The sequence below is a fragment of the Shimia fortis genome, from assembly GCF_040225985.1.
Taxonomy (GTDB): domain Bacteria; phylum Pseudomonadota; class Alphaproteobacteria; order Rhodobacterales; family Rhodobacteraceae; genus Shimia.
This window is the reverse complement of the sequence record NZ_JBBPEU010000001.1, coordinates 538,778-559,817: the sequence shown is the minus strand read 5'-3', so window position 1 is coordinate 559,817 and position 21,040 is coordinate 538,778. Positions and strand designations below refer to the sequence as shown.

Annotated in this window: 23 protein-coding genes; 11 read left to right on the top strand and 12 right to left on the bottom strand. The window is 58.4% G+C overall.

Annotation, left to right across the window (positions count from 1 at the left end; all coding sequences use genetic code 11):
- Positions 1 to 54: 54 nt before the first annotated feature.
- Entirely contained in the window at positions 55 to 1,269 is a 1,215-nt protein-coding gene (locus WNE31_RS02540) for a UbiH/UbiF/VisC/COQ6 family ubiquinone biosynthesis hydroxylase (RefSeq protein WP_349978249.1), read from the top strand.
- Between the two features lie 6 nt (positions 1,270 to 1,275).
- Here WNE31_RS02540 and WNE31_RS02535 read toward each other — a convergent pair whose 3' ends face one another.
- Genes WNE31_RS02535 through WNE31_RS02520 form a run of 4 tightly spaced genes read right to left on the bottom strand, consistent with a single transcriptional unit; the run spans position 1,276 to position 3,886 of the window.
- Positions 1,276 to 1,461 (bottom strand): Trm112 family protein, encoded by a 186-nt coding sequence (locus tag WNE31_RS02535; protein ID WP_349978053.1) that lies wholly within the window; start codon positions 1,459 to 1,461, stop codon positions 1,276 to 1,278.
- On the bottom strand, positions 1,458 to 2,102 hold the full coding sequence (locus WNE31_RS02530; RefSeq protein WP_349978052.1) for an LON peptidase substrate-binding domain-containing protein: 645 nt from the start codon (positions 2,100 to 2,102) through the stop codon (positions 1,458 to 1,460). The genes WNE31_RS02535 and WNE31_RS02530 overlap by 4 nt, the downstream gene beginning before the upstream one ends.
- A 26-nt stretch (positions 2,103 to 2,128) precedes the next feature.
- Complete coding sequence (locus WNE31_RS02525; RefSeq protein WP_349978051.1) at positions 2,129 to 3,043, bottom strand: co-chaperone YbbN; 915 nt, start codon at positions 3,041 to 3,043, stop codon at positions 2,129 to 2,131.
- Positions 3,044 to 3,097: 54 nt separating this feature from the next.
- Positions 3,098 to 3,886 carry an exodeoxyribonuclease III gene (locus WNE31_RS02520; protein WP_349978050.1) on the bottom strand — a complete coding sequence of 263 codons (789 nt, stop codon included), beginning with the start codon at positions 3,884 to 3,886 and terminating at the stop codon, positions 3,098 to 3,100.
- Between the two features lie 173 nt (positions 3,887 to 4,059).
- On the opposite strand from WNE31_RS02520, the gene WNE31_RS02515 reads away from it, so the two are divergent.
- Positions 4,060 to 4,689, top strand: a complete 630-nt coding sequence (locus tag WNE31_RS02515) for a glutathione S-transferase family protein (protein ID WP_349978048.1) — start codon at positions 4,060 to 4,062, stop codon at positions 4,687 to 4,689.
- 181 nt (positions 4,690 to 4,870) lie between these two features.
- On the opposite strand, the gene WNE31_RS02510 is transcribed toward WNE31_RS02515, so the two are convergent.
- Positions 4,871 to 5,557 carry a response regulator transcription factor gene (locus WNE31_RS02510; RefSeq protein WP_349978047.1) on the bottom strand — a complete coding sequence of 229 codons (687 nt, stop codon included), beginning with the start codon at positions 5,555 to 5,557 and terminating at the stop codon, positions 4,871 to 4,873.
- A gap of 173 nt (positions 5,558 to 5,730) precedes the next feature.
- On the opposite strand from WNE31_RS02510, the gene ribA reads away from it, so the two are divergent.
- Together ribA and WNE31_RS02500 are read left to right on the top strand one after the other, a co-directional pair.
- On the top strand, positions 5,731 to 6,822 hold the full coding sequence (ribA, locus tag WNE31_RS02505; protein ID WP_349978045.1) for a GTP cyclohydrolase II: 1,092 nt from the start codon (positions 5,731 to 5,733) through the stop codon (positions 6,820 to 6,822).
- Entirely contained in the window at positions 6,819 to 7,313 is a 495-nt protein-coding gene (locus tag WNE31_RS02500) for a L,D-transpeptidase family protein (protein WP_349978043.1), read from the top strand. The genes ribA and WNE31_RS02500 overlap by 4 nt, the downstream gene beginning before the upstream one ends.
- Positions 7,314 to 7,315: 2 nt before the next feature.
- Here WNE31_RS02500 and WNE31_RS02495 read toward each other — a convergent pair whose 3' ends face one another.
- The gene (locus WNE31_RS02495) at positions 7,316 to 7,969 is read right to left on the bottom strand and encodes a YggS family pyridoxal phosphate-dependent enzyme (protein ID WP_349978042.1); all 654 of its coding nucleotides are present in this window, start codon (positions 7,967 to 7,969) and stop codon (positions 7,316 to 7,318) included.
- 108 nt (positions 7,970 to 8,077) lie between these two features.
- On the bottom strand, positions 8,078 to 9,004 hold the full coding sequence (locus WNE31_RS02490; protein ID WP_349978040.1) for a porin: 927 nt from the start codon (positions 9,002 to 9,004) through the stop codon (positions 8,078 to 8,080).
- A 590-nt stretch (positions 9,005 to 9,594) separates the two neighbouring features.
- On the opposite strand from WNE31_RS02490, the gene WNE31_RS02485 reads away from it, so the two are divergent.
- Entirely contained in the window at positions 9,595 to 10,107 is a 513-nt protein-coding gene (locus WNE31_RS02485; protein ID WP_349978039.1) for a DUF3576 domain-containing protein, read from the top strand.
- A gap of 67 nt (positions 10,108 to 10,174) precedes the next feature.
- Here the strand turns inward: WNE31_RS02485 and WNE31_RS02480 are convergent, their stop codons facing one another.
- Positions 10,175 to 11,434, bottom strand: coding sequence for a glycosyltransferase family 4 protein (locus tag WNE31_RS02480; RefSeq protein ID WP_349978038.1), 1,260 nt, complete (start codon positions 11,432 to 11,434; stop codon positions 10,175 to 10,177).
- 168 nt (positions 11,435 to 11,602) lie between these two features.
- Between WNE31_RS02480 and leuS the strand changes: the two genes are divergently transcribed.
- The 5 genes from leuS (at position 11,603) to WNE31_RS02455 (ending at position 16,687) form a co-directional block, all read left to right on the top strand.
- Positions 11,603 to 14,176 (top strand): leucine--tRNA ligase, encoded by a 2,574-nt coding sequence (leuS, locus tag WNE31_RS02475; protein WP_349978036.1) that lies wholly within the window; start codon positions 11,603 to 11,605, stop codon positions 14,174 to 14,176.
- On the top strand, positions 14,163 to 14,660 hold the full coding sequence (lptE, locus tag WNE31_RS02470; RefSeq protein WP_349978035.1) for an LPS assembly lipoprotein LptE: 498 nt from the start codon (positions 14,163 to 14,165) through the stop codon (positions 14,658 to 14,660). The genes leuS and lptE overlap by 14 nt, the downstream gene beginning before the upstream one ends.
- Positions 14,657 to 15,682, top strand: coding sequence for a DNA polymerase III subunit delta (gene holA / locus WNE31_RS02465; protein ID WP_349978033.1), 1,026 nt, complete (start codon positions 14,657 to 14,659; stop codon positions 15,680 to 15,682). The genes lptE and holA overlap by 4 nt, the downstream gene beginning before the upstream one ends.
- Positions 15,683 to 15,787: 105 nt before the next feature.
- Positions 15,788 to 16,372 carry a glutathione S-transferase family protein gene (locus WNE31_RS02460; RefSeq protein ID WP_349978031.1) on the top strand — a complete coding sequence of 195 codons (585 nt, stop codon included), beginning with the start codon at positions 15,788 to 15,790 and terminating at the stop codon, positions 16,370 to 16,372.
- Positions 16,373 to 16,444: 72 nt separating this feature from the next.
- On the top strand, positions 16,445 to 16,687 hold the full coding sequence (locus WNE31_RS02455) for a hypothetical protein (protein ID WP_349978029.1): 243 nt from the start codon (positions 16,445 to 16,447) through the stop codon (positions 16,685 to 16,687).
- A 47-nt stretch (positions 16,688 to 16,734) separates the two neighbouring features.
- On the opposite strand, the gene WNE31_RS02450 is transcribed toward WNE31_RS02455, so the two are convergent.
- Together WNE31_RS02450 and WNE31_RS02445 are read right to left on the bottom strand one after the other, a co-directional pair.
- Positions 16,735 to 17,901: a TIGR03862 family flavoprotein gene (locus WNE31_RS02450; protein WP_349978028.1), complete on the bottom strand. Its 1,167-nt coding sequence runs from the start codon at positions 17,899 to 17,901 to the stop codon at positions 16,735 to 16,737.
- On the bottom strand, positions 17,898 to 19,229 hold the full coding sequence (locus tag WNE31_RS02445) for a mechanosensitive ion channel family protein (protein ID WP_349978026.1): 1,332 nt from the start codon (positions 19,227 to 19,229) through the stop codon (positions 17,898 to 17,900). Before WNE31_RS02445 ends, WNE31_RS02450 begins: the two co-directional genes overlap by 4 nt.
- A 76-nt stretch (positions 19,230 to 19,305) precedes the next feature.
- On the opposite strand from WNE31_RS02445, the gene WNE31_RS02440 reads away from it, so the two are divergent.
- Positions 19,306 to 19,599, top strand: coding sequence for an HNH endonuclease (locus WNE31_RS02440; RefSeq protein WP_349978025.1), 294 nt, complete (start codon positions 19,306 to 19,308; stop codon positions 19,597 to 19,599).
- Positions 19,600 to 19,624: 25 nt separating this feature from the next.
- On the opposite strand, the gene WNE31_RS02435 is transcribed toward WNE31_RS02440, so the two are convergent.
- Together WNE31_RS02435 and WNE31_RS02430 are read right to left on the bottom strand one after the other, a co-directional pair.
- Positions 19,625 to 20,236, bottom strand: a complete 612-nt coding sequence (locus WNE31_RS02435; RefSeq protein ID WP_349978023.1) for an enoyl-CoA hydratase/isomerase family protein — start codon at positions 20,234 to 20,236, stop codon at positions 19,625 to 19,627.
- Positions 20,233 to 20,985 carry an SDR family oxidoreductase gene (locus tag WNE31_RS02430; protein WP_349978021.1) on the bottom strand — a complete coding sequence of 251 codons (753 nt, stop codon included), beginning with the start codon at positions 20,983 to 20,985 and terminating at the stop codon, positions 20,233 to 20,235. The genes WNE31_RS02435 and WNE31_RS02430 overlap by 4 nt, the downstream gene beginning before the upstream one ends.
- Positions 20,986 to 21,040 lie beyond the last annotated feature (55 nt).

The following is a 21,040-nucleotide window of genomic DNA, read 5'->3' as shown; positions in this document are numbered from 1 at the left end:
GGTAGCGGCCTTGCGACTCATGGACAATCCCGTTTCGCCACGCATATTGAGGGCATGCAGTTTGACACCGATATTCTGATCGCGGGCGGCGGGCTGAACGGACCCGCCCTGGCCCTTGGACTGGCCCAAGCCGGCTTTGACGTGACCATCGTCGACAACCGTCCCACAATGGCGCGGGCCGACGACAATTTCGACGGGCGCGGCTATGCCCTCGCGCTGGCTTCCAAAAGGTTGTTATCAGCGATAGGCGTGTGGCCTTCGGTTGCTGCAAACGCGCAGCCGATGATGGACATTAAGGTCACCGATGGCCGCGCGGGCGAAGGCCCGGCCCCGTTCTTTCTTCATTTTGACCATAACGAAATCGAAGAAGGGCCAATGGGCTTCATGCTAGAGGACCGGTTCCTCTACCGCGCGTTCATGGATGCGTTGACCAAAGAAAGCCGAATTTCCCAGATCTCGGAAGACAGTGTGGTTGACCAGAGTGTCGACGCAACGGGTGTGGCTGTATCGCTGGCCTCGGGGAAGACACTGCAGGCGCGGTTGCTGGTTGGCTGCGATGGTCGCCAAAGCGGCGTTGCGCTACGCGCCGGGATCAAACGGACAGGCTGGGACTATGGTCAGACCGCCCTTGTTTGCGCCATTTCCCATGAAAAACCGCATAATGGCGTGGCGCACCAGTTCTTCATGCCGCCGGGGCCGCTTGCGATCCTGCCGCTGCCCGGCAACATGTCGTCCATCGTCTGGAGCGAAACCGACGAAAACGCCGCCGCGATCCAGGCCCTGTCTGACGAAGACTACATGGCGGTCCTGCGCCCCCGTTTCGGGGATTTCCTTGGCAAGATCGAACTTGCCGGGGCGCGTTTCACCTATCCTTTGAACCTGACAGTCGCGAACGACTTTGTGGCCGATCACGTGGCATTGGTGGGCGATGCAGCACACGGGATGCATCCGATTGCCGGTCAGGGGTTGAACGCCGGGTTACGGGACGTGGCCGCACTTGTGCAGATCTTGTCAGAGGCCAAACAGAGGGGCGAAGACTTTGCCACCATCAACGTTCTGGAACGGTATCAGGAATGGCGCCGCTTCGACACGCACACCCTGATTGCCGCGACAGACATTACCAACAAGCTGTTTTCAAATGACAATCCGCTACTGCGTTTGGGGCGCGATATCGGCATGAGTTTGGTCAACGCCTCGCCCGCCCTGCGGCGCGGCTTCATGCGCGAAGCGGCAGGGCTGAACGGCGAACTGCCGCGCCTGATGCGCTGAGGCGCCTCAGGCGAGCTCGCGCGCTTCGTCGATCAACATGACGGGGATACCGTCCCGGATCGGAAAGGCGAGCTTGGCGGCCTCTGAGATCAATTCCTGATTTTCAGCATCATAGCGCAGGGTCGTCCGCGTCTGCGGGCAGATCAGCGCCTCGAGCATCCGGCGGTCAAATACCTGTTGTGTTTCGGTCATTGCAACACATCCTCTCCGGCGCCGCCGCGCAGCGCAAATTCAATCAGGGTGATCAGGGTTTCGCGACGAGTGGCCAGCGACGGCGCCTCAAGCAGCGCCTGCTTGTCCTCTTGGGCGAAATCCAGAAGCATGGATAGCGAGTTGATCAGCAATTCGTCGCCGGTATCCTTTAGCGTCTCCCAATCGGTCGACAGGTCCAAAGCGGAAAAATAGCGTGACAGCAAATCCATGAAGGCGGACCGGTTGAATGCGCTGTCTTTTTCAACCGGGCCCAGATCGCGCGCGAAACCGTCCCAGTTCACCTCGCACCGCCGGTAGGGTTGGAACCCTTCCAGTTCTTGCACCACGCGGAAACGTGACACCCCGGTCAACGTGACCAGGTAGCGGTGATCTTCGGTCTCGGAAAACTGCGTAATCCGTCCCGCGCAGCCAATCATCTGCAGCCCCGTGCCTTCACGCCCAGGCACTTCGTTCGGCTGGATCATACCAATCAGGCGTCCGGGCGTTTTGAGCGCGTCATCCAACATCGTGAGATAACGCGGTTCGAATATATGCAGTGGCAGGCGGGAGCGCGGCAAAACCAGCGCGCCACCAAGGGGAAACACGGGCAGCGTGTCCGGCAGATCAGCAGCTTTAAACATACACCAACTCTAGCGCGGAACCGGCCTCAGGCAAATATCATCGAGCTCAGTTTGCGGCGACCGTTCAACACCACGGGATCGTTCGCGGGCAAGGCTTCGAAGATCGTGAAAAGCTGCGCCTTTGCAGCGCCTTCATTCCACTCGCGATCCCGGCGGAAAAGTTCGAGAAGTTCCGCGACCGCGCCCTCCGCATCGCCCGCTGCATGCAATGCTTGCGCCAGATCCAGTCGCGCCTGATGGTCATCAGGGTTCGTATCTACCGTGGCTCGCAACTCGGCAACAGGTCCGGCGTTCTCGGCCTGACGCGCCAATTCCAGTTGAGCACGCGCTGCGTCTACTTCGGGCGCATCTTTCATGGCATCTGGGGTCTGGCCAAGAATGGCCTCGGCCTGATCCAGCGCCCCCATAGCGATGTTTGCCCGCACCAGCCCGCCAAAGGCGGCGGCCATGGTCTGATCCTGTTCCAGAATTGCCGCAAAGGTTTCGCCCGCGCTTTGCGCGTCACCGGCCGCCAGCATTTCCTCTGCTGCGGCGACGGCCTCTTCCAAACCCCCATCGGTCTGCCCGCCCGAAGCCTCGATCACGCGTTTGACAAAGGCATCAATTTCGCTGGGAGGCACGGCGCCCTGGAAGCCATCAATCGGTTGCCCCTGCCAGAAGGCATAGACGGTCGGGATCGACTGCACACGCATTTGACCGGCGATCATCTGGTTTTCATCCACATTGACCTTAGCCATCTTCACGGCGCCACCTGCTGCGGCAACAGCCGCCTCAAGCGCAGGACCAAGCGTTTTACATGGGCCGCACCACGGCGCCCAGAAATCAACTATGACCGGCACCGTTTGCGATGCCTCGACAACATCGGTCATGAAAGTCGCCTCGGAGACGTCCTTGATCAGATCCCCTGCCGGGGTTGCGTTGCCTTGTCCAAGTTCCAGCATCTTCGTGTCCTCGAAAAATATGTTGCGCTCTATATGAGGGTTCGGCCCGCAAAATCAAAGATCAAAGGTTGCGAAAACCGGTGCATGATCCGAGGGCTTTTCCCACCCCCGCGCCGCGCGCAGGATACGACTGTTGTGACCGGCATTCGAGATATCGGGCGTCGCCCAGACATGATCTAGCCGCCGCCCTTTGTCTGCCGCATCCCAGTCGCGCGCGCGGTACGACCACCAGCTGTAAAGCTGACCCTCGGGAATATCCTGACGCGTGATGTCAACCCATCCTCCGGCATCCTGTGTCTCGGTAAGATGTTCGACCTCGATAGGGGTGTGGCTGACCACCTTGAGCAACTGTTTATGACTCCAGACGTCATCCTCGCGCGGCGCGATGTTCAGGTCTCCGACAAGGATCGACTTTTCCGGTTTTTCTGCGTGGAACCAGTCGCGCATCTCGGTGAGGTAGTCGAGCTTCTGGCCAAACTTCTCGTTGATCTCGCGGTCGGGTTTGTCGCCACCGGCTGGCACATAGAAGTTGTGGATCGTCACCCCGTTTTCCAGCGTGCCGGCGATATGGCGGGCATGGCCCAAACCGGCGAAATCCTTGTCACCCGCCTCGACCAACGGGATTTTCGACAGGATCGCCACGCCGTTATACCCCTTTTGACCGCGTGCCACCATGTGGGTGTATCCGAGCTGCGCAAACCCTTCTGTCGGGATCTTGTCCACCGGGCTTTTGCATTCCTGCAGGCACAGCACATCCGGCGCTTCTTCTTCCAGAAGCTTGAGCACGATGGGTTCGCGCAGGCGGACTGAATTGATGTTCCAGGTAGCAAGCGTAAAGGACATGCGGGCGCTCCATTGTCAGTTCGACGCCACCCTAACCACTCGCAACGGGTGATGCCATTGCCAAACCGGCATTTTCACTGCGGAATACTATCCGCATCCAGACAACGCCACGGCACTCTCGACAAACCGGTGGCAACAGCCAACACTTGGGTCAGCCAAGGGAGAGAGACACCATGATTTTTTACGACTGCAGTACCGCCCCCAGCCCCCGGCGGGCACGTATGTTCATTGCAGAGAAAGGGCTGGAAATCGAAACGCGTGAAGTTTCCATGATCAAGGGCGAACAGCTGTCACCCGAGTTTCTGGCCGTCAATCCCGGGGCTACGATTCCGGTGCTCATCACCGAGAGCGGCCAGATGCTGAACGAAAACATTGGCATCGCGGCTTATCTCGAAGCAGCTTTTCCCGAGCCGCCGTTGATGGGCACCACACCGGATGAAAAGGGCGCCATTCTGGGATGGACTGCCACTACAGAGAGTCAACTGGGCATGGCTGTCGCCGAGGCCCTGCGCAACGGGAACCCGCATATGAAGGGGCGCGCTCTGCCTGGTCCCGAGAATTTTGAACAAATCCCGGAACTCGCAGCGCGGGGGATAACACGCATCCATTTGTTTTTTGACAAGCTGAACGCGCATCTTGCGGATCGCGAGTTTCTAGCGGCGGATCAGTTTTCCCTCGCGGACATCACGGCGTTTGTCTTTGTCGACTTTGCCCGCGTTGTGAAGATCCGCGTAGAAGATACGCACCCGAATCTCAAACGCTGGTACGAGGCCTGCAAAGCCAGACCCAGCGCGCAACTCTAGGCCAGACAAAAAAAAGACCCGGAACAAGTCCGGGTCCAGTCCAACAGGGAGGTGCATATCATAACCCGGACATGCGCGGGAAGAATTGAAAAGATCATAAAGGTGCCGCTGACATGCCTCTTTGATCCAAATCAACAGTTCTTAACATGTGTCACAAGACTATTGCGTAATTGTTGCGACCCTACGCCACCAGACGGTAACCGCCGGATTCGGTGATCAAGAGCCGCGCGTTCGAGGGGTCTGGCTCGATCTTCTGGCGCAAACGATAGATGTGCGTTTCCAAAGTATGCGTTGTGACGCCGGCATTGTATCCCCAGACCTCGTGCAACAGAACGTCACGCGCGACGACGCCATCAGCGGACCGATACAGGAATTTCAGGATATTTGTTTCCTTCTCGGTCAAACGGATTTTTCGGTCATCCTCAGTGATCAGCATCTTCATCGAAGGCTTGAAAGTGTACGGCCCAAGCTGGAACACCGCATCTTCGGATTGTTCGTGCTGGCGCAGTTGCGCACGCAAACGGGCCAGAAGAACGGGGAATTTGAAGGGCTTGGTGACGTAATCATTCGCGCCTGCATCCAGCCCCAGAATGGTATCCGCATCCGTATCATGCCCGGTCAGCATGATGATCGGACACTTCACGCCCTGCTTGCGCAGAAGGCGGCACAATTCGCGCCCGTCCGTATCGGGCAATCCGACATCCAGCACCATCAGGTCATACAGACCCTCCTTGGCTTTCGTCATGGCCTCAGCGCCGTTTCCTGCTTCAAAGACATCAAAGTCTTCGGTCATCAGCAATTGTTCGGACAAAGCCTCGCGCAGGTCTTCATCGTCATCTACCAGCAAGATTTTCTTGAGCTGCGCCATGGGGCCCTCCTGTTTCGTGTCGTTTTAGGGGATGTGGCGCGTCATCACGTGCTCGGCAAGGTATGCTGCAATTCTTTCACAGGCTCGTGTAAATCGCGTGGCAATTGTTTCACATTGCTGCAAAAAAGGACTAGACGGTCGTTGATGCGATGTAACACTGTAACGGGCCCGGAATGAGCTTTGCACCCGATATCCTAGAACGCCTTGCCCGTGCCCGGTCGGACATGCGTATGGGTGTTCCGATTATCCTGACCGGAAAAAACGACGCCTTGCTGGTGTTTGCTGTCGAAACGCTTAACGTCGAAAGGTTGGGGGATATTCGGGCATTGGGTCGGGGCGCAGTGTTAGTGCTGACAGCGCGACGGGCCGAAACGCTCAAGGCGCGCGCCTATGATGGCGACATCGCGCGCATTCTCATCCCCAATGACACGCCTCTTTCCTGGGTCAAGGGGATTGCAGACCCGTCGGACGACTTGAACGTGCCCATGAAGGGCCCCCTTCAGTCCCAGCGCGACGGCGACGCTGCGCTGCACCGTGCCGCAATCCGGATTGCGAAATCCGCCCGCTTGCTGCCCGCAACCATTGTCTTACCGCTCTCGGATGCCGCGCATTTTGCCTTGCAGAACGGGTTGACCGTAATCCCCGCCGACCTCGCAGCCCCGCACTTGAACGCTAGCAGTCCTTTGTCGTCCGTCGTTAATGCCCGGCTGCCCATGGAAGCTGCCGAGGTTGGCCGTTTGCATATCTTCCGTCCCGAGGATGGCGGGGAAGAGCACTTTGCTGTCGAAATCGGTCGCCCACCCCGTGACGAGCCCGTTCTGGCGCGGCTGCATTCGGCCTGTTTCACAGGCGATGTTCTGGGCAGTCTGAAATGCGATTGCGGCCCGCAACTTCACGGGGCGCTGGCGCAGATGGGGGCCGAAGGAGAAGGCATTCTATTGTACCTGAACCAAGAGGGGCGCGGGATCGGACTTGCCAACAAGATGCGCGCCTATTCGCTTCAGGATCAGGGGTTCGATACGGTCGAGGCCAATCACCGCCTTGGCTTTGAAGATGACGAACGAGATTTTCGAATCGGCTCCAACATCCTGAAAGAAATGGGGTTCTCGTCCGTACGCCTGCTCACGAACAATCCGCGCAAGATCGACATGATGCAGAGCAACGGCATTGATGTGGCCGAGCGTGTTCCCCTGAAGGTCGGCGAAAATGCCCACAACGCGGCTTACCTCGCAACCAAGGCCAACAAATCGGGGCACCTGCTTTGAGCCCCGCAGACATGGTTTTGACCCCGACGGGGTTAAGGTTTATGGGGCGGATTTTTCCCTGCACAATCGGGCGGGGCGGTATCCGATCGGACAAACAGGAAGGTGATGGCGCCACCCCACGCGGCAGTCACCAGATTGTCGGATTACTCTTTCGGCCAGACCGAATGCCACGCCCTGCACCATGGGCCATTCCAATCCGTAACGGCGATCTTTGGTCAGATGCGGCAGATGACACGGCCTATAATCAATGGGTGCGCGCGCCCTACCCGCATAGCCATGAACGGTTGCGACGGGCAGATCCTCTGTATGATCTTGTCCTTTTGACCAACTGGAACTGGCCGGACTCCCGACCCGGTGCCGGATCAGCGATTTTTCTGCACCAATACCGACGGCAGGGCTTTCCGACCGAGGGTTGCATCGCCTTTCGCCGCGATCACTTGCTTTGGATTGCATCACGCGCCGTGCCGGGAACGCGGGTCATCGTACCTTAGGTTTAACCGTAATCGCGGGCACCAAAGATGGCCGAGCCCACCCGGACATGGGTCGCCCCAAGCGCCACGGCTCTTTCAAAATCGCTGCTCATCCCCATCGACAGGCCCTCAAGTCCGTTGCGCTTGGCAATTTTTGCGAGAAGGGCAAAATGCAAAGAGGGTTCCTCCTCGACTGGCGGAATACACATGAGCCCGACCACAGGCAGGTCAAGGTCGCGACAATCCTTGATGAATCCATCCGCGTCGGCTGGCAGCACCCCCGCTTTTTGTGGTTCTTCGCCCGTGTTGACCTGGATGAACAAATCCGGGCAATGGCCCAGTTCCTGCGTAAGCCGTGCCAAAGTGTTGGCCAACTTGGGCCGATCGACAGAATGGATCGCCTCGAACAACTGCATCGCCTGCCGCGCCTTGTTGGTTTGAAGGGGGCCGATCAGATGCACTTGGACACTTTCAAATCGATCCCGGAAATCCGGCCATTTTCCAGCCGCTTCCTGCACCTTGTTTTCCCCGAAAAGCCGATGACCTTCGTTCAGAACGGCCTCGACCCGTTCGTTCGGCTGCACTTTGGAGACCGCGATCAACTCGGTTGATCCCCGCGCCCGACCGGCCGCGTCTTCGGCTTTCTGGATACGTGCGGAAATCTCGGCAAGCGACATGTTCAGGCTCCTTCGTCACATCGTTCGGACGCACAGAACACCATCCCCGCACAAAAGAAAAGGGCAGGTCCGAAGACCTGCCCTCTATAGGTTGGTTCTGGTTCTAAATTAGAACGAGAAGCGCAGACCCAGGTCAGCAACGGTGCGGTCGCTGGTAGCGGCTGCTGCGCCGTTACGTACGTTCGCGATACCACCTTCGATGAAGGTGCCGCCGCCCAGACGGTGCTGGAAGCCGATACCGTAGTTCTCACCCGAGGTCGAGTAAGCGTTGGCTGCGTTGTCGGTGTTGATGTAGCCACGGATGAAGGTAGCTGCGCCAACTTGGTAGTTGAAGCCGATGCCGTACTTGTCGTCAGCTGCGCCGTTGTCAGCATACATCAGAGCTGCCGACAGGTTGCCCCAGGTGCCGCCGATGGTGACTGCCAGGTCGGTGTCGGTTACGACGTCCGAAGTTTGTGCACCCAGAGCAAAGGTGTAGTTGCCCATGGTGTACGAAACGTGACCAGCCAGACGCTCGTTGGTCGAGGTCGACGACGAGTTTTGAGTGGTTTGGTCAGGCGAGTAGGTCAGGTGTACGCCCCAGTTGCCCGAAGCATAGATGACGTCCAGACCCTGACGACCAGCTGCACCCGAGGTGTAAGCGTCGGCGCCGAAGTTATAAACAACGTTCGAGTAGGTCAGGCCGGTCAGACCGATCGAGCCGGTGTACATGTTCGGCATGTTTTCGATCGCACCCAGGGTTTGACCAACCGAAACGGTGAACGGGCCGGTCGAAACCCAGAAACGCGGAGTGTTGAACGCGTTGGTGGTGTTTTCGTTGGCTTGGTAACGGATCTGAGCACCGAACGACAGGCCGTTGTCCGACTCTGCGGTTGCGGTTACGACCAGACGGAAGCGGCTTTCGATGATGGTTTCGTTAGCTGCGGAGTCGTCGTGGTACAGACCGAAGCGGCCGTAGCCGCCGAAGGTGACGTCTGCTGCGGCAACACCAGCGGTTGCAACCAGAGCAGTCGTAGCGAAGAGAACTTTTTTCATAGTTTTTCCCTCGGATTTCCAATTCATGCGCCCAAACCGGTCCATCCGGAATGGGTATGCGTAGTCTGTCGCTCTTTTAGGGGGTCCTTTGCAAGCACGGGGATAGCATCGATCTGCAAACCGGCAGGATATGGTGCAGCTATGCCACAGTTTGCGGACCCGCCCCCTCGCACAAGCCCGAAGACAGTTACAAAAGCACGGATTTTCAGGTGTTTTCGGCAGTTTTCCGCGCATCTGCGCTTTTGGGGACTCGCAACGGAAATCAGCAGATTCTCGGACCCGAGTGTCACAAAACTATGGAAAAGGCCGCTTTCCCTCACCGGTTTGTAACAACACTTCTGTACCGCATTTCCATTTTTGCACCGTCGCGTGACCGTTCAAGATGGTAAGGGCAGCGGGATTTATGTCTGGGATGAAGGCTTACAATTTCATAAGTGAATTTCCGAGGGGAAACGCCAAGCCTGTTCAAGTGGTATCTTTACCCTTGTCCCGTGTGCGCCTCTGACACGGGTCCCATGACGCTTTATTCCCTTGCCGATGTACGCTCTGTTGGATAGGACGGTAACAAAGCAAAGATCTGGGCAAGAACCATGAAGCAGAACCGTGTCTTTGGAACTCTGGCAGTATGCGCCGCGTTGATGGCGCTTGCGTCCTGTGGCAATCGGAATGCGACCGGCGCCAGCGCGGGTGCGGATGCCTATCTAGACCGCGACGATGTCGGTAACCCCGTAGAAAGCGACCAGATCACAGGAGCCAAGGGCACAACTGTCTGGGATCTTTTCGGCTCAGACAATTCAGATGTCACCGTGCGGGTCAACAAATACCTGTGGGCGGCATCATTGGAAGTCCTTGATTTCCTTCCCATTCAAACGGTCGATCCGTTTTCTGGCGTGATCGTCACCGGGTATGGTCGCCCGCCCGGTGGCGGACGGTCGTATCGCGCCACAGTGTATATTCGTGACCCCGCCCTTGATGCCCGGTCGCTGCACGTGGCCATGCAAACAAGCGGCGGGTCAGCCGTGTCGCCCGGCACTGTCAAGGCGGTTGAGGATGCGATCCTGACACGTGCGCGCCAGTTGCGGATTGCCGACGGCAAGCTTTAATCGCAACCTTCGATCGAATGACGAGGGCGCCACGCAGGCGCCCTTTTTTGTTGCGTCGGACATATTGTCAGTAGGTAAACCCACCCGCCTCCATACCCGCGAGACGGTCAATCCATGCCAGTTGTTGTGGAAGGCAGACCGTTTCGAGATCATATTTCTCGACCGCGAGGGCCCGGGCAGCCTGCCCAAGCTCGGCGGCAAACACCGGGTCATCCAGGACTTTCGTCACGTTTTCAACCAAGGCCTGCCCGTCAAAGAATGGAAACAGTAGCCCCGTTTTTTCGTGCACGATGGCCTCGTGCAGTGGGGCGGTGTCGCTGGCGATAATCGGTGCACCTGCGCTCATCGCCTCTATCAACGACCAGCTGAGAACAAAAGGATAGGTCAGGTATACATGCGCCTTGCTGATCTGAAGCAGCGCGAGGAAACGGTCATAGGGAATTCGCCCCAGAAAATGAACACGTTCCCAGCTGGGTGTCGGGATGCGGCCCCGCACCTCGTCAATGAATATCTGTTTCCATGTCTGCCCTTGCGGGGGACGCGATCCATAACTGACCTCGTCGCCACCCACGATCAGTACTTGCGCATTGGGGCGCTCTTTCAAAAGGTCCGGCAGGGCCCGCATGAACACATGATATCCGCGATAGGGTTCGAGGTTGCGGTTCACGAAGGTAATGACTTCATCCTGACGGCTTAGCGTGGGCCCGCCTTCAAGCGCGAATGTCACATCAGGGTTGGGTGTCACGGCCTTGGTGTCGATCCCGTCATGGATCACGCTGATCCTCTTGCGAAACTCAGGCGGGAAGGTATTGGCCTGAAATTCAGTCGGGCTGATGCCGAGATCGCCGACCTCGAGATGCAGGAAGTTGTTGATATTCTTGAGCCGTAACCGCATGGATTCCGTTTCGGGCGACTGCACGGGAAACTCGGGATCGAACCCGACATCTCCTTTGGCGCCATCATAATACAACTCGTAAAACAGTCCGATACGCGCGGTTGGCCACAAATCCTTGAGGAACATGGATTCACCCCAGCCGGGATGAGCAACAATCACATCAGGGGTAAACCCTGCAGATTTCAGCTGACGCGCGGCCATATAGCAGGATTCGCCCCGCAGCAGTTTGGACTCGAAATCCACCAACCACGGATGCAGCCCCTGGGAAGGTTTGCGCTTGACCGCATAAGGCAGAACACGGACCCCGTTCCAGGTTGTCGGCTCTTTGACGCGCAGGGTCAGCGCAACCGCCTTGTGCCCGCGTTTGGCCAGGGCAGGCGCGAGATGCTTAAACTGCCCGGGAAAATTCTGGTGAATGAAAAGAATGTTCATCAGTCGTCTTTCAAATACTTGGCTTTTATCTTCATAGATCAAGTCCGCGGCGATTATAGGGCTTCTTTTTGCATTTTGACGCCCCCTGCCCCTAGACCGCAAGCATTCTGGCGCATATCACCCGTGAAACTGCTGCATTGCCTGAAGACCAAGGAAAGGTGACCACGGATGTCGCGCTATTCTGCCGCCGAAATCGAAACCAAATGGCAAGAAGCCTGGACTGAAAACGAAACTTTCAAGGCTGTCCGGGATGAATCCAAGCCCAAATATTACGTGCTTGAGATGTTCCCCTATCCGTCGGGCAAGCTGCATATGGGTCATGTGCGCAACTACACGATGGGCGACGTGATCGCACGCTACAAAATGTCGACCGGACACAATGTTCTGCACCCGATGGGGTTTGACGCCTTCGGGATGCCCGCCGAAAACGCGGCGATGGCCTCGGGCGGACACCCGAAGGACTGGACCTACTCCAACATCGACACGATGGTCGAACAGATGAAACCGCTTGGCCTGTCGCTTGACTGGTCGCGCATGTTTGCCACCTGCGACGTGGAGTATTACGGGCAGCAACAGGCGCTGTTCCTCGACATGCTGGAAAAGGGTCTTGTCTATCGCAAGAACGCGGTCGTGAACTGGGATCCGGTCGATATGACCGTTCTGGCGAACGAACAGGTGATTGACGGCAAAGGCTGGCGTTCTGGCGCGGATGTCGAGCGCCGTGAGCTTACACAGTGGTTCTTTAAAATCTCCGACATGTCCGAGGAACTGCTTTCGGCGCTGGATACGCTGGACAACTGGCCCGCCAAGGTGCGCTTGATGCAAGAGAATTGGATCGGCAAGTCGCGCGGGTTGCAATTCGGGTTTGAGCGCACCGACGGGGAAGAGCCGATTGTCGTTTACACGACTCGTCCGGACACGCTCAACGGGGCATCGTTTGTCGGCATTTCGCCAGACCATCCAATTGCCAAACAGCTCGAGGCCGAAAACCCCAAGGTCGCAGATTTTGTTGCCGAGTGCCGCAAGGGTGGCACCACGGAAGAGGCCATTGAGACCGCACCCAAGCTGGGGTTTGACACTGGGATCAAGGTCAAACACCCGCTGGACCCGAACTGGGAACTGCCGGTGTGGATCGCGAACTTTATCCTGATGGATTACGGCACCGGTGCCATTTTCGCCTGCCCCGCCCACGACCAGCGCGACCTCGATTTCTGCCGCAAGTATGACCTGCCGGTGATCGACACGTTCTTCTCTCTCGAAGATCCCAAGCCGGTCGAGAACGTAGCCTTTGTGCCGCCGAAAACCGAAAAGGTGAAATGGGTGAACCATTTCGCAGGTCTCGACGAGGCCACGGGCGAAGAGGCGATCAACGCGACCGTCGATTTTGCCGAGGCGCAGGGCTGGGGCGAAGGCGTGACCAAGTACCGTCTGCGCGATTGGGGTTTGTCCCGTCAACGCTATTGGGGCTGTCCGATCCCGGTTGTGCATTGCGACACGTGCGGAGTGGTGCCTGAGAAGAAAGAGAACCTGCCCGTCGAACTGCCGTATGACGAGGCCGGCAAACCCATCGACTTTTCCGTGCCCGGCAACCCGCTGGACCGGCACCCGACCTGGCGCGATTGTAGCTGCCCGAAATGTGGCGCCCCTGCACAGCGCGAGACCGATACGATGGACACGTTTGTAGATTCGTCGTGGTACTTTGCACGTTTCACCGCGCCACGCGCTGGAACGCCCACGGACATGGCCGAAGCTGAATACTGGATGAACGTCGACCAATACATAGGCGGCATCGAACACGCGATTCTGCACCTGCTGTATTCCCGCTTCTTCGCCCGCGCCATGCACATCTGCGGCCACCTGCCCGAAAAGAGCAAAGAACCCTTTGATGCGCTATTCACCCAAGGGATGGTGACCCACGCAATCTACAAGAACGCGGAACGCACCGATGAAAACGGCCGCGCGATCTATCACTATCCCGCCGAGGTCGAAGAACGTGACGGTGGCGTGTTCGTCAAGGAAACGGGCGAAAAGGTCGAGGTCATCCCCTCGGCCAAGATGTCGAAGTCCAAGAACAACGTCGTCGACCCGCTGAACATCATCAGCAGCTATGGCGCCGACACCGCGCGCTGGTTCGTGTTGTCTGATTCTCCGCCCGAGCGCGATGTCGAATGGACTGCGTCCGGTGCCGAAGCCGCGGCCAAACATCTGGCCCGCGTGCATCGCATCGCGTCGGACATCGCAGGGTCCAATGAGGCACCGCAAGCCGCGGATGAAGAGTTGCTGCGCGAAATGCACAAGGCGATCCGTGACGTGACGCTGGGTGTGGAATCCTTTGGCTTCAACGCCTCGATTGCAAAGCTTTATGCCTTCACCAACACGCTTGCCAAATCCAAGGCCGGCAGCGCCGCCAAACACGAAGCCGCGCGCACGCTGGCCCAGTTGATGTCGCCGATGACGCCGCACCTGTCCGAGGAAATCTGGTCGATGCTGGGCGGCAAAGGTCTGGTGATCAACGCTCCCTGGCCGGTGGCGGATGATGCCATGCTGATCGAGGCCAACGTGACCCTGCCGATCCAGATCAACGGCAAACGTCGCGCGGAAATCAGCGTGCCCAAGGATATGGCCAAGGAAGAGGTTGAAAAACTTGTTCTAGCACACGAAGCTGTCACCCGTGCGCTGGATGGGGCCCAGCCCAAGAAACTGATCGTCGTCCCCGGGCGGATCGTGAATGTCGTCATCTGATCGCAGAGCTTTTCTGATACTTGGCGCGGCCAGCCTTGTGCTGGCCGGCTGTGGCTTTTCGCCCACCTACGGAACCAATGGCACCGCTTCGGGCCTACTGGGGCAGACGGTTGTCGACGATCCAACCGACAACGTGTCCTATCTCGTCGTGCGCGAGTTGGAGGACAGGCTCGGCCGGACCGATACCGGCAAATACGGTTTGAGCATCTCTTTAAAATTCCAGCAAAACAGCATTGCGAAATCCGTGAGCGGCATCACCTCGCGCTATGATATTCTGGCCACAACCACCTATGCCCTGCGTGACCTTGAAACCAAGGAAGTGCTGACCAGCGGCAAGGTCGAAAATTTCACGGGCTATTCCACCACGGGCACCACCGTGGACACCCTCGCAGCGGAAGAAGACGCCTATGAACGTCTCAGCGTCATCCTGACCGACCAGATCATGGCCCAGCTTCTAGCCTATGCGGCAAAGAACCCCCTATGAAACTGAGCGCACGCGACGCCAGCCGCTATTTTTCCAAACCCGAGCCGGACCGGACAGGGCTTTTGATCTATGGCCCTGACACGATGCGTGTATCACTCAAGCGGCAAGAGGTGATTGCCGCGCTGATCGGCCCGCAGGGCGAAGAAGAGATGCGCCTGTCACGCATTCCCTCCGCCCAATTGCGCAAGGAACCATCACTGCTTGGGGATGCCATCAAGGAAATCAGCTTTTTTCCAGGCCCGCGTGTCGCCTTTGTCGAAGATGCCAATGACAATGCGGCGGGCGCGATTTTGACCGCGCTTGAAGACTGGGCCCCCGGCGACGCCCAGATCATCGTCACGGCGGGGCAGCTCAAAGCGTCGTCAAAAATCCGCAAGGCGTTTGAGGGGCACGCCAATGCCTATGCGGTCGGAATCTATAACGACCCGCCGACGCGCGACGAAATCGAGGCGGAACTGGCGAAGTCTGGCCTGAAAGAGGTTGAAAGGGACGCGATGACCGACCTGTCCAACCTGGCCCGTGAGCTTGACCCCGGTGATTTTCGCCAGACCCTTGAAAAATTGTCGCTCTATAAACTGAGCGACCCTGCGCCGGTGTCTTCAACAGATATCCTGAACTGCGCGCCCACCTCGACCGAGGCGGCACTGGACGACGTGTTGAACATCGTTGCCGAGGGACGCGCGCCGGAACTAGGGCCTGTGCTGCGCAAATTGCAGTCACAGGGCATTGCCCCCGTCACGCTTTGCATCGGGGCGACGCGCCATTTTCGCGCGCTTTACACGGCAGCCTCAGATCCCAGCGGGGCCTCGGCAGGTATAGCACGGATGCGCCCCCCGATCTTTGGCCCCCGTCGCGACCGGATGCTGCGCCAGGCGCAAGGCTGGGGTGCGGCAAAACTGGAGCAGGCGCTAACCATCCTGACCGACACCGACCTGCAATTGCGGTCAGCTGGTCAAACTGCCCCGGCCATGGCGCTCGTCGAACGGATGTTCCTGCGGCTTGCAATGCTGTCGCGTCGCTGACCCCTTAAACTCTGCCAAACTGACCCAACGTCGTTTACTCCCGAATGGGTTGCCCGTTCGGGTGACCTCTGCAACGCTGAGCACCAAGGAAGAGGGAGAAAAACAATGTATGAACTTATCGGAAGCCCGACCAGCCGTGCCTTTCGCGTGATGTGGTTGCTCGAAGAACTGGGCCAACCCTATAAATTGATCAAGGCAGGCCCCCACGCCGCCGAGGCCAAGGCCGCGAACCCGACCGGAAAGATCCCGATCCTGAAAGACGGCGATGCGACCATCACCGATTCGACCGCGATCATGACCTATCTCGCCGACAAACACGGCGAACTGACCTTTCCCGCTGGTACCGTCGACCGCGCCCATCAAGATGCTTTGACCCATTGCGTCCTGGACGAGATCGACTCGATCCTGTGGATAGCGACCCGCCACAACTTTATCCTGCCCGAGGAACACCGGATCCCCGAGATCCGCACGCCTTCAAAATGGGAGTACGCCCGCAACATCGAGAGCCTGATGGCGCGCTGCAAAGGTCCCTACTTGATGGGCGAAACCTTTACCGTACCGGATATCATCCTGACCCATTGCGGGGGGTGGGCGCGCGGCGCCAAATTCCCGAGCGACAACGAGGATTTCAAAGCCTATATCAAACGCTGCCGTAGCCGCGACGCCTTCCAGAAACTGACCACCGGTTGATAAGAATTGACTTAGCATAAACCGCGTAGTTTCGTGATCTCATTGGATCAGCTTTTTACCAAGGAGATAACGATGAAACATTTTGCGATGCTCGGCCTAATAGCGATTGCCCTGATGGCCACCCCGGCGATGGCAGGAAATACCGGCATGAAAGACGCCGCCGGAAACAAATTGCGGATCGGGTGCAAATCGGCTGGCTGCACGGTGCAAGCCAAAGCCAAGGGCGGCAAATGGAAAACGGTGGAACAGACTGAAGGCGGCAGTGACAATTTCAAGGCCCTCGTCACAAAATACAAAGGACAGGGTTACAAGTAAGCCCTGAAAGTCCCAGAACACAAAAGTCGGATGTCATGTCCGGCTTTTTATTTACCCTGACCCTTCACGTACCGCACAGCGGCATCCCCTGCCCAGCGCCCGGTCGCAAGACAGGACGTCAGAAGATAGCCACCGGTGGGGGCCTCCCAATCCAGCATTTCTCCGGCTGCGAAAATGCCGGGGCGCGCGCGCAGCATCAAGCCGTCATCCAACTCGTCCAAGCGGATACCGCCCGCCGTGGAAATGGCCTCATCCATCGGGCGAGGACCCTTGATCCGGATTGGCAAGGCCCGCAGCACGGGAAACAAATCCTCGGGCAAGGGCCGGGCAAATTCCATCAACAGCGCCTGTTTGACCAGGTCCAGCTTCAACGCTTTCCGCAGGTAACCGGACATGCTGGTCTTGCCGCGCGGCCTGGCAAGCCGTTTGCGCAGGGCATCGTCGGCAAGGTCGGGGAACAGATCAAGGTAAAGCGTCGCCCCTTCTCGCAGGCGCCGCGACACCGCGTAGATGCCGCCGCCCTCAATGCCGCGCGCGGATAGAACAAACTCTCCCCGCACGCGCTGTCCTCCCGCGATCAAGGCCACCGACTTGACCGGCGTTCCGAAATGCGGGGCCATATGCGGGGACCAATCGACCTCAAACCCCATATTGGCGGGCTGAAAACGCGCGGTCCTGACGGGCAGCCAATCGGCCCAAGCCCCGTCAGACCCAAGCCGCGCCCAGCTGGCACCTCCACAGGCAAGAACACATACATCAGGGTGCAAAGTTTGACGCCCCTCGGGCGTGTCAAAATCATAACCTTCTATGCCACCAACCCAGCGCCAGCGGGTACGAACCTTGACACCCTGCTCATCAAGGTTCTGCATCCAGGCCCGCAAGAGCGGCGAGGCTTTCATCGCCTTGGGGAACACCCGCCCGGAACTTCCTGTAAAGGTGTCCTGCCCAAGACTTTCCGCCCACGTTACAACATCGCGCGGACCAAAGGCTTGCAGCATCGGCTGCAGAAATGAGGCGGCCTCTTCGTACTGCGCCAGAAACTGAGGAAACGGTTCATCCTTTGTCAGGTTGAGTCCCGACTTGCCCGCCATCAGGAACTTGCGCCCGACCGAGGGCTTGGCCTCGGTCACGGTGACATCAAGGCCTGCCGCAGACATCCTGTCTGCCGCCATCAAGCCAGCAGGCCCCGCCCCAATGACAAGGGCTTGTGTCATGCGGTGCCCTGATCCCGAGTATCGCGCAGTTCGACCACGCGGCGCGGATAGGGAATCTCGATATCGTTGTCTTTCAACGCGTTCCAGATCGCAAACAGAACCCGTGGCGTGAACTTGTTCTTGCCATCGTCAATTCCGTTGACCCAGAACTCCACGGCAAAATCCACCCCACTGTCACCAAAGGCGCGCAGCTCGCAATCGGGGTTCAACTCGCCATGCTCGCCGCCTGACAAGACGAAATCCAGATCCCCCACGGCCTTTTCGATGATGGCGGGCACCTTGTTGATGTCCGTGTCATAGCTCACCGAAAAGGGGGCTTCGTACCGGTTCGCAGACCCGCTGTCGGAATAGTTCACCACCCGCGTGGTGATAAAATCCTCGTTCGGCACAACGATCCATTTGCCGTCATAGGTTTCCAAAATGGCGGCGCGCGCCGTCATCTTGACGATCGTGCCAGCCTCGCCTCCGTCCAGTTCGACATAATCGCCCACCGTAGCCTGCCCTTCGAGCAGCAGGATGATGCCAGAAATGAAGTTCGAGGCGATTTTCTGAAGCCCGAACCCGAGCCCGACGCCGATGGCACCGGTCAGAACAGCAAGCGAGGTCAGGGAAATGCCCATGATGTTCATGAGCAACAGGAACGCGACACCAAAAATTGCGATCTCGGCTGTCTTGGCGACCAGCTCGCGCATGGCCGGGCGCATCTCTTGCTGGTTCTTGATGAAGGAAGACGACTGTTCGTTGGACCACCGCCCCAGCCAAAAGATCGCCCCCCCGACAATGACAAATCGGATCAGGAACAAAAGCGAGAACGACAGGTTGCCCAGCGGCACCACCGTTTCGTCGAGCTTGAGCATCACCTCGTCCAAAAGGCCGATGGCATACAGGGCGGCAATGGGCACCAGAAGGTACTTTCCAAGCACCTTCATCAATGGATCAGAAATCACGTCACGCACGAGAATACGCGCTGCAAGGAACATGAAAACGCGCTTGCCGAACGCGATCACCTCACCCGAGCCAAACAGCGAACGCGTCACGCTTTCACCGATGCCGGTGAAGGCATAAGCCAGCAGAGGCAACACCAAGGGGGTAAAGACCAGAACAAACCGGCGCGCGCGCGCGATATAGCTGTCTTGCTCTTCTGGCGGGGTCAGCAACTTCTCGACGACAGGCAGCACCTTACGCGTCACCAACAGCGCGGCAAGATAGGCCACGACCAGCAACGCGAACTGGGTCCAAGCGGCGGGGCTTAGCAGCCACCCCTTGGCAAAGGTCCATGCCTGCTCGAAATAGACGGCCCCTTGACCAATAATCTCATCCGTGTCCACACCATGACCCCTTGATAAACTGAAACCTCACGCCATCCTCTTGCCCGACAGCCACACCGGACTCAAGAGAAACCCTGTGTCAGACCCGATCTGCCCCTTGTGCCAAAGGCCGATCCCGCCCGAGGCAAAGCAAAGCCAGCACCACCTCATCCCCAAACTGAAGGGGGGCAAAGGTGGGCCAACGGTTTTGTTGCACCAGATCTGCCACAATGAGATTCACGCCACTCTGACCGAGGCGGAGCTTGCACGCGCATATCACACGATCGAGGCGCTGCGTGCGCATCCAAGGTTGGAAAAATTCCTCAAATGGGTGGCCAAACGTCCGCCCACCTATCACTCAAAAACACCGGGACCGCGCCGTCGCAGGTGACGCGGCCCCGCTTGGAGGTATGCCGTCAGGTGCACATCGCCTTGATGCCCTTGGCGATCTCGGGCTTGGCAGCCAGCGTATCCGCGGCAATCTCGCGGGCGGTTTCCAGAAGGTTGTCGGCATCGACCAGACGATCAACCAGGCCAAATTGAAGCGCCTCGTCCGCGAGTATCTTCTGCCCACCCATCAGGATCAGCTTTGCCCGGCTGGGCCCAACCAGTTCGGCCATGCGATGCGGATCGGATGGCTGCGGCAGGAACCCGAGCTTCATCACCGGATAAAAGAACTTGGCCGTGGGCACCGAAAGGCGCAGGTCACAAGCCAGAGCCATGCCCATGGCACCACCGGCGAGGGTGCCGTTGAGGGCTGCGATCGACAAACCGGGCAGACGGGCGATGTTGCCCGAAAGACGTTCCCACACATCGGAAGTGGCAAGACCGGCGCGGGCCTCCTCCAGATCCGCACCTGCGGAAAACACCTTGCCCTTGCCTGTTAGGATCAGCACCCGCGCCTCTTGCGCGGCCTCGGCAATGTCTGCCAGTTCGGACAGCATCGCATGTGTCAGGGAATTGGCCTTGTCCGGACGGTTGATCGTCGCAATCCACAGCCCGTTTTCTTCTTTGGTCAGTTCAATCATACCAGCCCCACTGCCTTGCGGATGTTTTCATCGCGCAGAGAAATCTCATCGCCCAGCCAGTCATCGCCCTCGGGGCCGCACATCCACAATAGACATTTGGCAGGCCATTCCGGCGGAATGTGATCGGACCACTCCAGCTGGCTGACTGGGTTGACACCCGACGCTTTGATTTCGCGCTGCATCTCGGTCGCGACGGTGCCCGGTGACAGGCCGATTGCCCGAATGCCCTTGTCGCGCGCTTCCTTGTCGACACAGCGGGTCAGCATGTTGACCGCAGCTTTTGAAGCACAATAGTGGCTCCATGCCTCGACGGGGCCGTGTGCGGCACCCGAGGAAATGGTCAGAATGGTGCCGCCACCGGCCGCTTCCATCAAGGGCTGCACGGCGCGCATTCCGTGATAGACACCTTTGAGGTTGATATCGATCACCTTGCCCCAGCCTTCGGGATCAGAGGTCGAAAGGTGCGAGATCGGCTCGATCACGCCCGCGTTGTTGATAAGGACGTCTACCGACCCGAATGCGGCAATCGCCTTGGCCACGGCCGCTTCAAAAGCTTGGTAATCCGCCACATCACAGGTCACGGCCAGCGCCTTGTCCCCGATCTCGCCCGCAATGCGTTCGATATCCGTCGCGCCGCGCGCAACCAAGACGACATTCGCCCCCGCTTCGGCAAAGATGCGCGCGGCGCTTTCCCCGATGCCACGGCTTGCGCCCGTGATCATCACTGTTTTTCCCTGAACATCTGTCATTGCGTCCTCCATGACCCGATTACCACAAGAGACCTAAACCGGTCATTTGTCGCCG

Excerpts from the sequence above, each read along its gene's own strand:
- WNE31_RS02515 (WP_349978048.1), top strand. The coding sequence starts at position 4,060 with ATGATTTTTTACGACTGCAGTACCGCCCCCAGCCCCCGGCGGGCACGT.
- WNE31_RS02495 (WP_349978042.1), bottom strand. The coding sequence starts at position 7,969 with ATGTCGCTTGCCGAGATTTCCGCACGTATCCAGAAAGCCGAAGACGCG.
- WNE31_RS02535 (WP_349978053.1), bottom strand. The coding sequence starts at position 1,461 with ATGACCGAAACACAACAGGTATTTGACCGCCGGATGCTCGAGGCGCTG.
- WNE31_RS02485 (WP_349978039.1), top strand. The coding sequence starts at position 9,595 with ATGAAGCAGAACCGTGTCTTTGGAACTCTGGCAGTATGCGCCGCGTTG.
- WNE31_RS02530 (WP_349978052.1), bottom strand. The coding sequence starts at position 2,102 with ATGTTTAAAGCTGCTGATCTGCCGGACACGCTGCCCGTGTTTCCCCTT.
- WNE31_RS02540 (WP_349978249.1), top strand. The coding sequence starts at position 55 with ATGCAGTTTGACACCGATATTCTGATCGCGGGCGGCGGGCTGAACGGA.
- WNE31_RS02525 (WP_349978051.1), bottom strand. The coding sequence starts at position 3,043 with ATGCTGGAACTTGGACAAGGCAACGCAACCCCGGCAGGGGATCTGATC.
- WNE31_RS02435 (WP_349978023.1), bottom strand. The coding sequence starts at position 20,236 with ATGATTGAACTGACCAAAGAAGAAAACGGGCTGTGGATTGCGACGATC.
- leuS (WP_349978036.1), top strand. The coding sequence starts at position 11,603 with ATGTCGCGCTATTCTGCCGCCGAAATCGAAACCAAATGGCAAGAAGCC.
- ribA (WP_349978045.1), top strand. The coding sequence starts at position 5,731 with ATGAGCTTTGCACCCGATATCCTAGAACGCCTTGCCCGTGCCCGGTCG.
- WNE31_RS02520 (WP_349978050.1), bottom strand. The coding sequence starts at position 3,886 with ATGTCCTTTACGCTTGCTACCTGGAACATCAATTCAGTCCGCCTGCGC.
- WNE31_RS02510 (WP_349978047.1), bottom strand. The coding sequence starts at position 5,557 with ATGGCGCAGCTCAAGAAAATCTTGCTGGTAGATGACGATGAAGACCTG.
- WNE31_RS02460 (WP_349978031.1), top strand. The coding sequence starts at position 15,788 with ATGTATGAACTTATCGGAAGCCCGACCAGCCGTGCCTTTCGCGTGATG.
- WNE31_RS02490 (WP_349978040.1), bottom strand. The coding sequence starts at position 9,004 with ATGAAAAAAGTTCTCTTCGCTACGACTGCTCTGGTTGCAACCGCTGGT.
- WNE31_RS02455 (WP_349978029.1), top strand. The coding sequence starts at position 16,445 with ATGAAACATTTTGCGATGCTCGGCCTAATAGCGATTGCCCTGATGGCC.
- WNE31_RS02430 (WP_349978021.1), bottom strand. The coding sequence starts at position 20,985 with ATGACAGATGTTCAGGGAAAAACAGTGATGATCACGGGCGCAAGCCGT.
- WNE31_RS02480 (WP_349978038.1), bottom strand. The coding sequence starts at position 11,434 with ATGAACATTCTTTTCATTCACCAGAATTTTCCCGGGCAGTTTAAGCAT.
- lptE (WP_349978035.1), top strand. The coding sequence starts at position 14,163 with ATGTCGTCATCTGATCGCAGAGCTTTTCTGATACTTGGCGCGGCCAGC.
- WNE31_RS02450 (WP_349978028.1), bottom strand. The coding sequence starts at position 17,901 with ATGACACAAGCCCTTGTCATTGGGGCGGGGCCTGCTGGCTTGATGGCG.
- holA (WP_349978033.1), top strand. The coding sequence starts at position 14,657 with ATGAAACTGAGCGCACGCGACGCCAGCCGCTATTTTTCCAAACCCGAG.